The following is an 11,117-nucleotide window of genomic DNA, read 5'->3' on the forward strand; positions in this document are numbered from 1 at the left end:
CAGAACATCGACTTCGCGCTGCTCGTCGACGGCCTCGCCGCCGAGCGCGAGCAGGGCATCACGATCGACGTCGCCTATCGCTTCTTCGCGACCGAGAAACGCAAGTTCATCGTCGCCGACACGCCCGGCCACGAGCAGTATACCCGCAACATGGTCACCGGCGCCTCGACCGCCGACCTCGCGGTGATCCTGATCGACGGCCGCAAGGGCGTGCTCACCCAGACGCGGCGGCACAGCTATCTCGCGCACCTGATTGGCATCCGCCACATCGTGCTCGCAGTGAACAAGATGGACCTGGTCGGCTACGACCAGGCCAGGTTCGATGCGATCGTGGACGACTATCGCAACTTTGCGGCCTCGATCGGCATCACCCATTTCACCCCGATCCCGATCTCGGGCCTCGGCGGCGACAACATCGCCTCGCGCTCCGAGAACACGCCCTGGTATACGGGGCCGACGCTGCTCGGGCTGCTCGAGACGGTCGAAGTCGATGTCGACGCCGACCGCGCCAAGCCCTTCGCGATGCCGGTCCAGTGGGTGAACCGCCCCAACCTCGACTTCCGCGGCTTCTCGGGCACGATCGCCGGTGGCGTGATCAAGCCGGGCGACGCGGTGCGCATCCTGCCCTCGGGCCGGACGTCGACCGTCGCGCGGATCGTCACCTTCGACGGCGACCTCGACAGCGCCGGTGCCGGCCAGTCGATCACGCTGACGCTCGCCGACGAAGTCGATTGCTCGCGCGGCGACGTGATCGCCGCCGCCGACGCGCCACCGCAGGTCGCCGACCAGTTCGAAGCCACCATCGTGTGGATGGACCAGGCCGAGATGCTCGCCGGCCGCGCCTATTGGCTCAAGCTCGGCACACGCACGGTGAGTGCGACGATCCAGCAGCCCAAGCACGCGGTCGACGTCAACACGATGGCCGAGCTGTCGGTGAAGACGCTGGGCCTCAACGACATCGGCATTGCGGAGGTCTATACCGACCGCGGCATCGCCTTCGAGCCCTATGCCGGCGCCGAAGGCAGCGTGAACCGCGACCTCGGCGGCTTCATCCTGATCGACAAGATCACCAACGCCACCGTCGCCGCGGGGATGCTCAACTTCGCGCTGCGCCGCAGCCAGAACGTCCACTGGCAGGCGATCGAGATCAGCCGCGAAGCGCATGCCGCGCAGAAGAACCAGGCGCCCAAGCTGCTCTGGTTCACCGGCCTTTCGGGCTCGGGCAAGTCGACCGTCGCCAACCTCGTCGAGAAGAAGCTCCACGCGCTCGGCAAGCACAGCTTCCTGCTCGACGGCGACAACATCCGCCACGGGCTCAACAAGGACCTGGGCTTCACCGACGCCGACCGGATCGAGAACATCCGCCGCGTCGGCGAAGTGGCCAAGCTGATGACCGACGCAGGGCTGATCGTGCTGACGGCGTTCATCTCGCCCTTCCGCGCCGAGCGCGAGATGGTGCGCGCGATGATGCCCGAGGGCGATTTCGTCGAAGTCTTCATCAGGACGCCGCTCGCGGTCGCCGAGGCGCGCGACGTGAAGGGGCTCTACAAGAAGGCGCGCGCCGGCCAGCTCAAGAACTTTACCGGCATCGACAGTCCCTATGAGGAACCGGAGAAGCCCGAGATCGTGATCGACACCACCGCCATGGCGCCCGAGGACGCCGCCGACCTGATCGTCCGCACGGTGCTCGGCGCATGAGCGGCGTTGATGATGCTGCCCTCGCGCGGCAGATCGCCGATGCCGCCGGCAAGCTGCTGCTGACCCTGCGCGACACCGGAATGTTCGAGGGCAAGGCGCTCGGCAATGCCGGCGACCGCGTGGCCAATGCGATGATCCTCGAGGCGCTCGCCAAGGAGCGGCCCGAGGATTTCGTGCTCTCCGAGGAAAGCGCCGACGACAAGGCGCGCTGCCAGCAGGCGCGCGTGTGGATCGTCGATCCGCTCGACGGCACGCGCGAATATTCCGAAGGCCGGACCGACTGGGCGGTGCATGTCGCGCTGACGATCGGCTGCGAGCCGGTGATCGGCGCCGTCGCTTTGCCCTCGCTCGAGCTGACGCTCGGCAGCGATTCGCCACCGCCGCTCCAGCCCGCGCACGCGCCGCTCCGGATGCTGGTGAGCCGTACCCGGCCCGCCGCCGAAGCCGTCGCGGTCGCGGAGAAGCTCGGCGCCGAGTTGCTGCCGATGGGCTCGGCGGGCGCCAAGGCGATGGCGGTGGTGCGCGGCGAGGCCGACATCTATCTCCACACCGGCGGCCAATATGAGTGGGACAGCTGCGCGCCGGTCGCGGTCGCCGCGGCGGCAGGGCTGCACGTCAGCCGCGTCGACGGATCGCCGCTCGTCTACAATTGCGAAAATCCGTACATGCCGGACCTGCTGATCTGCAGCCGCGAGCTGGCACCCCGGGTGCTCGAGCTGGTGGCCGAAGTCGCAGCCGCCGCGGGCTGAGCGGGCTTAGAGGGGGCAAAGCTTGGACTGGATGCACGCAATCGCCGGCCTCGTCGTCGGCCTGATGGTGGGATTGACCGGCGTCGGCGGCGGATCGCTGATGGCGCCGATCCTGATCCTGATGTTCGGCGTCGCCCCCACCACCGCGGTGGGCACCGACCTGTGGTTCGCCGCGATCACCAAGACGGTGGGCGGCTTCGTCCACCACCGCGCCGGCGGCAAGGATGGCGGACCAGACTACCAGATCATCCGCCGCCTCTGCATCGGCAGCCTGCCCGCCGCGCTGATCACGCTCTATTTCCTGTCGCAGACCGACACGCACCAGATCAAGAGCGGCACGATCATGACGCTGCTCGGCGTGGTGCTGGGGCTGACCGCGGTGGCGACGCTGTTCCGCGGCCAGTTCCACAAGATGGCGATGCAGGCGCGCACGGAGGAATCGAGCAGCGACAGCTTCCTGAAGTGGCAGCCGATCCTCACCGTGCTCGCGGGCGCGATCCTCGGTGCGATGGTGACGCTGACCTCCGTCGGCGCGGGCGCGCTGGGCGCGACGATGCTGCTCGCGCTCTATCCGCTGCGGATGAAGATGCAGCGGCTGGTGGCGACCGACATCATCCACGCCGTGCCGCTGACGCTGGTGGCAGGGCTCGGCCACCTCTGGATCGGCAACGTCAACGGCGAGTTGCTGCTCAACCTGCTGGTCGGCTCGATCCCGGGGATCATCATCGGCTCGTTGCTTGCCTCGCGTTCGTCGGACAAGGTGCTGTCGCCGGTGCTCGCGGCAGTGCTGCTGTTCGCCGGCTGGCGGCTGATCGCGAACTGATCGCGGCTCAGGCCGCCTTCACCAACGGCTGAACCTTGAGCTCGGCTTCGTGAAGCCGGGCCTGGGCGAGGTCATGGCTGGTCTGCATCCGCATCAGCGTATCCGCCTTCACGCCGAACGCCTTTTCGAACCGGATCGCCATCTCGGCGGACAGGCCGGCGTTGCCGTTCAGCAGCGTGCTGAGCGCCTGGCGCGACACGCCGAAATGCGTCGCGAGATCCTTCACGTTGATGCCGGCGGGAGCAACGACCTCGGTCCTGAGCCACTCGCCCGGATGAACCGCCAGCGAGCCGTGAAGCTTGATCGCCATCAGTGATAATCCTCCAGGTCCATGTCCTCGGTCGCAAGGACATCGTTGATCCGAAACGTCATCCGCCAGTTCTTGGTCACCGTAAGCGACCAGGTCCCGGCGCGATCCCCGGTCAACTCGTGGGCGCCGAAGTTTGGCGGCAGGTAGAGTTCGTCCGGGTGCTCGATCGCCACGAGATAGGCCAGCATGTTGCGCAGCCGATCGACGAGGTTGCCGGGCAATCCCTTGGTCTTGCCGGTCTCGGCGAAATTGCGGAGCGCCTTGTGCCGGATGCTCTCGATTTCCACGGCGCGAAGATAGGTCGAATCGCGTCACGCGTCAAGTGACGCGCGACACACCTTCACGCTCGAACCCGCCCGCAACGCCAACGCGATGCGTGAACCGGCGGCGCGCGATCAGGGGAGGGTCCGGCAGCGCCGGAGAAGGTCTGGATCCGGAGAGAGTTTCGGGGTGGTGGAGCTGAGGGGAATCGAACCCCTGACCTCTGCAGTGCGATTGCAGCGCTCTCCCATCTGAGCTACAGCCCCGCCCCGTCGTCGCCCGAAGCCGGGCGAGGCGGGCTCCCTAGCGGCATCTGCGGGGCGATGCAACACCCCTGAGCAGCTTTCCTCCACTCTGGCTCCGCCCGTCGCAAAATGCCTCGAAACACAGACGTTTTCCGGAACCGACCGCACCCTCGTTCCTTGAATCCCCCGTGGCCGCGCCGCGCGACACCGTTCGGCGCGTCTGAGAAAACCCAAGCCCCGGAGGGATGCCCCATGAACGACCGTTACATCCGCAGCGGCACGCAGCACGACTATCTGCAGGACCGCACGCCTCGCAGCGGATTCGATGACTCCGATACGATCCCCGCGCAGTCGAGCGCCCGCGACTATGCCGCCGCCGGCATGTTGCCCAACGAAGGCCGCTACCGCGAGCGGAGCTACGGCCGCGACTATGCCAGCAGCCAATGGGACCAGGGCCGCCACAACGACTGGCGCGGTGAACGCGATTACGGCGCTCGCGACTACGGTACCCGCGACCATGGCCGCGACGCCCGCGGCGACTATCGCCAGGACCGCGACTTCCTCGATCGCGCCGGCGACGAGGTCCGCTCCTGGTTCGGCGACGAGGAAGCCGCGCATCGCCGCGAGATGGACGCCCGCCGCCAGCGCGAACAGGACGGCCACTACCGCGAGTGGCGCGCCGGCCGTATCGCCGAGCTCGACCGCGACTATGACGAATATCGCCGCGAGCACGCCCAGCGCTTCCACAATGAGTTCAGCAGCTGGCGCACCGAGCGCCAGGGCCAGCGTGACAGCCTGTCGCGCGTCAACGAGCATATGGACGTGGTCGGCTCGGACGGCGAGCATGTCGGCACCGTCGACAAGATCCGCGGCGACCGGATCATCCTCACCAAGGGGGACGCCGATGCGGGCGGCCATCATCATTCGATCCCCTCGCGCTGGATTCGCAGCGTCGACGACAAGGTGACGCTCGCCAAGACCGCCGAGGAGGCACGCAACCACTGGCGCGACGAGGAGCGCTCGGGCGCGATGGGCTGGAACCGCGACGAGGATGCGCAGGGCCGCATCCTCAACCGGAGCTTCCCGGGTACTTATTGAGTTCGTCCGCAGGCGGGCCCGGGCGACACGGCCCGGGCCCGAATGATTTCCTCGAGCCCTCCCTCTCGCCCCGGGGAGGGCGTTTCGTCACTTCACGAAGTCGGCGAGCGCGGCGGCGAAGGCGTCGGGCGCGTCGAGCATCACGAAATGCGCCGCATCGCCGATTGGCACATAGGTGACGTGCGGCGCCTTGGCATATTCGGCGCGATAGAAAGCGTCGGCCTGCTCCCTGGGCAGCTTCGCCGACCAGGGATAGACGAGCGTGATCGGTGTCGCGATCGCCGCCATGTCGGGGCGCAGGTCGGTGGTGAGGTCCTCGTACATCGCCTGGCCCGAGACGCGCGGGTCGCTCGCCTGCGCCCAGGCCGAGACCCTGACCTGCGACTCGGGCTTGAGCGCGAGGAAGGCGGCGGTGGCGTCGGCGCCGGCCTTGTCGGCGGGCTTGCCGTAGCTTGCCTTCATCTGGTCGCGCATCGCCGCCGCGCGCGGCTCGATCATCGCGACCTGGGCATTGGGCACGAAGATGTCGCCCGAATAGGGCAGTGCATCGACCACCATCAGCCGCGCGATGTCGGCGGGATGGGTCTTCACCCAGACCAGCCCCGCGAGCCCACCCATCGAATGGCCGACCACCGCGACGTCCGCGAGCTTCTTCGACCCGACGAAGCCATGGAGATCGGCGACGATCCCCGCGATGATCCCCGGCTCGAGATTGGCGCCCGCCGCCTCGCCGGCGAAGCCGTTGACCTGGACGAGGTAGACGCGGTGCCCCGAGGCGACGAGCGCGGCGGCACTCGGCTCCCACACCGCGCGCGGACTGGCGAGGCCGGGGATCAGGATCACCGGCGTGCCCTTGTTGCCCTCGCCCATCGCGATGATCGAGACATGGGGCAGCTGGACCGTGGCGGTCGCGGGCGCTGCGATCGCCGTCGCGGGGGCGGGATCGGTCGCGAGGATCAGCGGGAAGGTCGACATCGCCAGCGCGGCGGCGAGGATGCGTGTGATCATTGGTCTTGCTCCTTGGCGGGATTGGCGAAGATGTCTTCGATGGCGAGGCCGAACAGGTCGGCAATCCTGAAGGCGAGCGGCAGCGAGGGGTCGTAGCGGCCGGTCTCGATCGCGTTGACGCTCTGGCGCGAGACTTCGAGCCGCTCGGCGAGGTCCTGCTGGCTCCAGGCGCGCTCGGCGCGGAGCACGCGAAGGCGGTTCCTCATGCCTCGCCTCCGCGATACTGGTCGCGCAGGCTGAGCGCGCATTGCGCGAGGCCCCAGGCGGCGCACCAGAGCGGGAAGCCCCAGAAGACGTCGACCTTGCCGATCACCCCGCCGATCTGGAGGAAGCCGAGCACGGTCGAGGCCGAGAGCAGCACGCCGACGCCGAAGAGCTGGCAGGCGACGATGCGCTGGCGAAGGAACTCGTCGGTCTCCTCGGCAAGGTAGAGGCCGATCACGGCGATCACGCCGATGATCGGCAGCGCGGGCAGCACCGAGAGCGCAACGAGCGCGGCGCCGTGTGGCTTGTACGCCTCGATCGCCCAGGTCGCGGCGAACAGCACGACGACATAGGCGATCATCATCGGCGTGAAGCGGCGCAGGTAGCGCTGCGCGGCGGCGGTGCGGTGCATGTCAAGCTCCCTTTCGAATCAGTCAAGGGAGCTTTACGTTATGAAGTGCGATATGTCAATGGTACTTGCTATTTTGCAAAGCAAGCTGTCCTGAATGGCGCTGATACTTTCCACGCAGGCCGTCATCCCGGCTTTCGCCGGGATGACGTTTTCTGGGAGGATGATGAGCGGATCAGCTCCGGTCGCGGAGCTTCGCCACCATCTCGCCGGCCAGCAGGCTCAGCGTATCGTCGCGCGCGCCCATCACGACGATGCGGTCGCCCGGGCGCGCTTCGGCGAGCAGCGCCTCGGCCGCATCGGCGCGAAGCGGCACATGGCGCGCATCGCGACCCGCCGCCGCCACGTCGGCGACGATGTCGGCGCTGGTGACTTCGCGGCTGGTCGTGCCGCCGAAATAGGCCGGGTCGGGGAGCACGAGCATGTCCTCCGCCGCGAGCCGCTCGGCGAACATCGCCACCAGCTCGCGCCGCATCACCTTGAGCGGGCCATAGCCGTGCGGCTGGAAGAACAGCAGCAGCCGGCCCGGAAAGGCGTGGAGCGTGTCGAGCGTCGCGGCGATCTTGTCGGGGTTATGCCCGAAATCGTCGATCACGGCGACGCCGCCGCCCTCGCCGACCAGCTCGAAGCGGCGCTTGAGCCCCACGAACCCCTCGATCGCCTGGGCCGCGGCTTCCTCGGGCACGCCCGCCGCGACCGCCGCCGCGATCGCCGCCAGCGCGTTCGAGACATTGTGCCGCCCCGGCACCTGCAGCCGCACCCGCCGCCGCCCGAAGGCGCTCGCCAGGTCGAAAGCGATACCGAACGGTTCCTCGACCAGCGCCTCGGCGGCGTAGTCCGCCTCCGCCTCGATCGCGAAGGTGTAGACGTCGTCGCGGTCCTTCAATCCGATCAGCGCCGCCGCCTCGGCGTCGCCGGCGTTGACCACCGCCCATTCGGCGCGCGTCAGGAAGTCGCCGAACAGTTCGCGCAGCTCCTCCATCGACTTGTGGTCGAGGCTGACGTTGTTGAGCACCGCGACGCCGGGGTTGTAGAGCGCGATCGAGCCGTCGCTCTCGTCGACTTCGCTGACGAACACGCCGCCCGAGCCGACCAGCGCGCTCGCGAAGGGCGCATCCGGCGAAGCGAAGTTCTTCATCACCGCGCCGTTCATCACCGTTGGGTCGCGCCCGACCGCGTGGAGGATCCAGCCGATCATGCCGGTGACGGTCGACTTGCCGCTGGTTCCCGCGACGCCGATCGACAGCGCGGCTTCGTTGAACAAGGTCGAGAGCAGCTCGGCCCGGCTCATCCGCGCCGCGCCGACGCGCTCGGCGGCGACCATGTCGGGCACCGTCGCTTCGATCGCGGCGGAGGCGACGACGATCTGATCCGCCGAAGTGATCCCGCTGCCGTCCTGCGGGAAGAGCGCCACTCCCCTCGCGCGGAGGTCGTCGAACTTGGCGGGCAGCCGGCCGGCGTCGAGGCTGCGGTCCGATCCCGCCACCGTTGCGCCTTGCCCTGCCAGGATCATCGCCAGCGGCATCATGCCCGAACCGCCGATGCCGACGAAGAAGTAGGATTTGCCGTGCTGCATCGGCTCGCGCTATCGGCGGAAACGCGAGGAGGAGCAAGCGGATGAAGATCGGCGTGGTCGCACCGGGGCGGCCTGTGAGCCATGAAGGCTCGCTGCGGCTTGCGGCGTTCATGGCGCTGACCTATCCGGCGCACGAGATCGTCTTCCACCCGCAATGCTATCTGAGCGACGGCGGGCATTTCGCGGGATCGGACGAGGTCCGCGCCGCCGCCTTCCTCGAGTTCGCCAATGATTCGAGCTTCGACGCGATCTGGTTCGCGCGCGGCGGCTATGGCTCGAACCGCATCCTCGCCGAGGTGATGCCCAGGCTCGGGCCCGCGGCGAACCACAAGACCTATGTCGGCTTCTCCGACATGGGGTTCCTGCTCGGCGCGCTCTATGCCCGGCGGATCGGGCGGCAGGTCCACGGCGCGATGGCGAGCAGCGTGGGGCTCAACGACAAGGCCGAAGCGGCGGGCTGGGTGCTCGCGTGGCTGATCGACCAGGATCGCCGCGGCTTCGAGCCGAGCCTCGCCGACGGCAAGCCCGCCGCCGCCTTCAACCTCGCGATCCTGACGACGATGATCGGCACGCCCTGGCTGCCCGACCTCACCGACCATGTGCTGATGGTCGAGGAAGTCGACGAGCCCTTGTACCGGATCGATCGGATGTTGTTCCAGATGGCCAACGCAACGCAGCTGAAGGGCATCGCCGGCGTGCGGCTGGGCCAGGTGACCGCGATCAAGGACAACGACCCGCCCTTCGCGGAGACGCCCGAGCAGATGATCGTCCACTGGTGCCGCGACATGGGCGTGCCCTACCTCGGCCGCGCCGAGATCGGCCATGTCGAGCTGAACCGGCTGGTGCCGTTCGGCGTGGTTTGACCGCTCGTCTCCTCGAGCCACAACCGTCATCCCGGCGAAAGCCGGGACCCAGGGTAGGAGAGGACATCGCTCGCGGCCCTGGGCCCCGGCTTTCGCCGGGGTGACGGCTCGAGTTCAGAACGGCCCGCGCACGACCACTCTCGTGTCGATGATCTGCTGGAGCGCGGCGATGCGCCGGTCGTAGAGCCGGCCGATGCAGCCGACGCTCGCCGCATGCGCCGGCGCGGCGGCAAGGAAGGCGGCGGCGGCGAGGGCGACGAGGGTCAGGCTGCGGATCATGGCGTCCTCCGGGTTGAACAGGGAATGATGCTTCAGATCCCCCGCAGGAACGCCAGCGCGAACACCGCGACGGTGAGCAGCGACAGCCCGCCCATGAACGCCACGTCGGCGACGCGCTCGGCCCTTGGCATGTCGCGATCGGTGCGAATCGAGAGGTAGGACAGCCAGCAGCTCGCCGTGAAGCACAGCGCGCTGAGCCAGGCGATCTCGTCGGCGATCGTCCGCGCGGCGCGGCCGGTGACGTGCAGCCCCGCGATGATCACCAGCGTGATCGCCAGCAGGTTCGACGCGCTGGCGAGGATGTGATGCGTCGTCGGCTTGTCGCTCACGCTCAGATCACGCCGTTCGCCTTGAAGTGCGCGAGCATCCGCGCCCAGCCGTCCCTGGCGTCGGCCTCGTTGTAGCTCGGACGATAGTCGGCGTGGAAGCCGTGCTGCGCGTCGGCATAGGTGACGAGGTCGGACCCCGTCTTGTTGGCGGCCTTGAGCGCCGCGCGCATCGCATCCTGGTCGGTCACGGGGATGCCCTGGTCCTGCCCGCCGTAGAGCCCGAGCACCGGTGCCTTCAGCTCGCCGACCCGCTCTACCAGCCCGCCGAGCCGGCCATACCAGGCGACGCCCGCCTTGATGTCGGGGTTCACCATCGCCGAGCGCCACACCACCGCGCCACCCCAGCAGAAGCCGGTGATCCCGATCGCCGGCTTGGCGAAGCGCTGCGCCTTGACCCAGGCCGAGGTGGCCTTCACGTCGCCATCCACTTGATCAGGAGTAGCCTGCTGGACGACCGGCATGATCGCCTTGAAGTCGGTGATCGCGGGCAGGTTGACGCCCGCGCGATAGAAGAAGTCGGGCGCCACCGCGACATAGCCGAGCTTGGCCAGCCGCCGGCAGACGTCCTTGATATAGTCGTGGATGCCGAAGATCTCGTTCACGACGATGATGGTGGCGTGGCGTCCCTTGTCCGCCGGCCGCGCGACATAGGCGGGCAGCGGCTTGGGCGCGCCGTTGGGGATCAGCACTTCCTCGATGGTGAGCCCGGCCTCGTCGGTCACCACCGGCCTGGCCTCGGCCGAGACCGCGGCGAGCGCATAGCCGACGAAGAACATGCTCGTCGCGACGCGGCGCGTGACGTGGAAGTCCTCGGGCGGCGATCCTTCGGGGCGCGTGAGCGTGACCATCGGCGATTCTCCTGAAGCTGGCCGCATCATAGCGCGCGGCCCGGCGCGAACAATCAGCGTGCCGGCTTGCCGATCCGCACCAGCACGCCGTCGGGATCCCCGATCGCGAACTCATAGGTACCCCAGGGCTTCACATGCGGCGCGCCTTTCTCGACGATGATGTCGTGCACCAGGGCCGCCACGCCGTCGACGTCGTCGGTGCGCAGGAACAGTCCGTGCGAGTTGCGGTCGGGGATCACCCAGCCGGGCTCCGCCTGGCGCAGGTTGATCGCCCAGCCCTTGCCGTCCGCCATGATCCGGAAGCCGGGATCGCCGCCGACCACCCTGAACCCGATCCGCTCGTAGAAGGCCTGGGTCCGGTCGAGGTCGTTGCACGGCAGGATGGGGACGACCTGATGCTCGATCATGCGATTCGCC

15 protein-coding genes and 1 tRNA gene are annotated in these 11,117 nt (G+C 68.2%); 5 read left to right on the forward strand and 11 right to left on the reverse strand.

Going from position 1 to position 11,117, the window contains the following annotated elements:
* The 3 genes from cysC to J7495_RS19035 form a co-directional block, all read left to right on the forward strand.
* A partial coding sequence (gene cysC, locus J7495_RS19025; RefSeq protein ID WP_294058535.1) for an adenylyl-sulfate kinase occupies positions 1-1,698 on the forward strand: 1,698 nt, incomplete at its 5' end.
* Complete coding sequence (locus tag J7495_RS19030; RefSeq protein ID WP_294058536.1) at positions 1,695-2,447, forward strand: 3'(2'),5'-bisphosphate nucleotidase CysQ; 753 nt, start codon at positions 1,695-1,697, stop codon at positions 2,445-2,447. The genes cysC and J7495_RS19030, both read left to right, overlap by 4 nt.
* Before the next feature lie 31 nt (positions 2,448-2,478).
* A complete protein-coding gene (locus J7495_RS19035; protein WP_294058585.1) occupies positions 2,479-3,270 on the forward strand; it encodes a sulfite exporter TauE/SafE family protein in 792 nt (263 codons plus the stop codon).
* A gap of 7 nt (positions 3,271-3,277) precedes the next feature.
* Here the strand turns inward: J7495_RS19035 and J7495_RS19040 are convergent, their stop codons facing one another.
* From J7495_RS19040 to J7495_RS19050, 3 genes are all read right to left on the reverse strand, one after another.
* Positions 3,278-3,580 carry a HigA family addiction module antitoxin gene (locus tag J7495_RS19040; RefSeq protein WP_294058538.1) on the reverse strand — a complete coding sequence of 101 codons (303 nt, stop codon included), beginning with the start codon at positions 3,578-3,580 and terminating at the stop codon, positions 3,278-3,280.
* A complete protein-coding gene (locus tag J7495_RS19045) occupies positions 3,580-3,867 on the reverse strand; it encodes a type II toxin-antitoxin system RelE/ParE family toxin (RefSeq protein ID WP_294058540.1) in 288 nt (95 codons plus the stop codon). Before J7495_RS19045 ends, J7495_RS19040 begins: the two co-directional genes overlap by 1 nt.
* 164 nt (positions 3,868-4,031) lie before the next feature.
* A tRNA-Ala gene (locus tag J7495_RS19050) sits at positions 4,032-4,107 on the reverse strand.
* Positions 4,108-4,338: 231 nt separating this feature from the next.
* On the opposite strand from J7495_RS19050, the gene J7495_RS19055 reads away from it, so the two are divergent.
* Positions 4,339-5,184: a DUF2171 domain-containing protein gene (locus tag J7495_RS19055; protein WP_294058542.1), complete on the forward strand. Its 846-nt coding sequence runs from the start codon at positions 4,339-4,341 to the stop codon at positions 5,182-5,184.
* A gap of 87 nt (positions 5,185-5,271) precedes the next feature.
* Here J7495_RS19055 and J7495_RS19060 read toward each other — a convergent pair whose 3' ends face one another.
* The 4 genes from J7495_RS19060 to J7495_RS19075 all read right to left on the reverse strand — a co-directional run bounded on the left by J7495_RS19060 (position 5,272) and on the right by J7495_RS19075 (position 8,381).
* A complete protein-coding gene (locus J7495_RS19060) occupies positions 5,272-6,192 on the reverse strand; it encodes an alpha/beta hydrolase (protein WP_294058543.1) in 921 nt (306 codons plus the stop codon).
* The gene (locus J7495_RS19065) at positions 6,189-6,398 is read right to left on the reverse strand and encodes a helix-turn-helix transcriptional regulator (RefSeq protein WP_294058544.1); all 210 of its coding nucleotides are present in this window, start codon (positions 6,396-6,398) and stop codon (positions 6,189-6,191) included. The genes J7495_RS19060 and J7495_RS19065 overlap by 4 nt, the downstream gene beginning before the upstream one ends.
* On the reverse strand, positions 6,395-6,808 hold the full coding sequence (locus tag J7495_RS19070) for a hypothetical protein (RefSeq protein ID WP_294058546.1): 414 nt from the start codon (positions 6,806-6,808) through the stop codon (positions 6,395-6,397). Before J7495_RS19070 ends, J7495_RS19065 begins: the two co-directional genes overlap by 4 nt.
* A gap of 172 nt (positions 6,809-6,980) precedes the next feature.
* On the reverse strand, positions 6,981-8,381 hold the full coding sequence (locus J7495_RS19075) for a Mur ligase family protein (RefSeq protein ID WP_294058547.1): 1,401 nt from the start codon (positions 8,379-8,381) through the stop codon (positions 6,981-6,983).
* Positions 8,382-8,422: 41 nt separating this feature from the next.
* On the opposite strand from J7495_RS19075, the gene J7495_RS19080 reads away from it, so the two are divergent.
* Positions 8,423-9,244, forward strand: a complete 822-nt coding sequence (locus tag J7495_RS19080; RefSeq protein ID WP_294058549.1) for an LD-carboxypeptidase — start codon at positions 8,423-8,425, stop codon at positions 9,242-9,244.
* 114 nt (positions 9,245-9,358) lie between these two features.
* Here J7495_RS19080 and J7495_RS19085 read toward each other — a convergent pair whose 3' ends face one another.
* From J7495_RS19085 to J7495_RS19100, 4 genes are read right to left on the reverse strand one after another with little or no spacing between them, the layout of a single operon-like run.
* Entirely contained in the window at positions 9,359-9,523 is a 165-nt protein-coding gene (locus J7495_RS19085; protein WP_294058550.1) for a hypothetical protein, read from the reverse strand.
* Between the two features lie 32 nt (positions 9,524-9,555).
* A complete protein-coding gene (locus J7495_RS19090) occupies positions 9,556-9,852 on the reverse strand; it encodes a hypothetical protein (protein WP_294058552.1) in 297 nt (98 codons plus the stop codon).
* Between the two features lie 2 nt (positions 9,853-9,854).
* On the reverse strand, positions 9,855-10,700 hold the full coding sequence (locus J7495_RS19095; RefSeq protein ID WP_294058553.1) for a dienelactone hydrolase family protein: 846 nt from the start codon (positions 10,698-10,700) through the stop codon (positions 9,855-9,857).
* Between the two features lie 53 nt (positions 10,701-10,753).
* Positions 10,754-11,107: a VOC family protein gene (locus J7495_RS19100; protein ID WP_294058555.1), complete on the reverse strand. Its 354-nt coding sequence runs from the start codon at positions 11,105-11,107 to the stop codon at positions 10,754-10,756.
* Between the last annotated feature and the right edge of the window lie 10 nt (positions 11,108-11,117).

Origin of the sequence: Sphingomonas sp. (genome assembly GCF_017745215.1) — a bacterium.
Lineage (GTDB): Bacteria > Pseudomonadota > Alphaproteobacteria > Sphingomonadales > Sphingomonadaceae > Sphingomonas.

Coding starts and splice junctions, on each gene's coding strand:
- J7495_RS19030 (WP_294058536.1), top strand. CDS start 1,695: ATGAGCGGCGTTGATGATGCTGCCCTCGCGCGGCAGATCGCCGATGCC.
- J7495_RS19035 (WP_294058585.1), top strand. CDS start 2,479: ATGCACGCAATCGCCGGCCTCGTCGTCGGCCTGATGGTGGGATTGACC.
- J7495_RS19040 (WP_294058538.1), bottom strand. CDS start 3,580: ATGGCGATCAAGCTTCACGGCTCGCTGGCGGTTCATCCGGGCGAGTGG.
- J7495_RS19055 (WP_294058542.1), top strand. CDS start 4,339: ATGAACGACCGTTACATCCGCAGCGGCACGCAGCACGACTATCTGCAG.
- J7495_RS19060 (WP_294058543.1), bottom strand. CDS start 6,192: ATGATCACACGCATCCTCGCCGCCGCGCTGGCGATGTCGACCTTCCCG.
- J7495_RS19065 (WP_294058544.1), bottom strand. CDS start 6,398: ATGAGGAACCGCCTTCGCGTGCTCCGCGCCGAGCGCGCCTGGAGCCAG.
- J7495_RS19070 (WP_294058546.1), bottom strand. CDS start 6,808: ATGCACCGCACCGCCGCCGCGCAGCGCTACCTGCGCCGCTTCACGCCG.
- J7495_RS19075 (WP_294058547.1), bottom strand. CDS start 8,381: ATGCAGCACGGCAAATCCTACTTCTTCGTCGGCATCGGCGGTTCGGGC.
- J7495_RS19080 (WP_294058549.1), top strand. CDS start 8,423: ATGAAGATCGGCGTGGTCGCACCGGGGCGGCCTGTGAGCCATGAAGGC.
- J7495_RS19085 (WP_294058550.1), bottom strand. CDS start 9,523: ATGATCCGCAGCCTGACCCTCGTCGCCCTCGCCGCCGCCGCCTTCCTT.
- J7495_RS19095 (WP_294058553.1), bottom strand. CDS start 10,700: ATGGTCACGCTCACGCGCCCCGAAGGATCGCCGCCCGAGGACTTCCAC.
- J7495_RS19100 (WP_294058555.1), bottom strand. CDS start 11,107: ATGATCGAGCATCAGGTCGTCCCCATCCTGCCGTGCAACGACCTCGAC.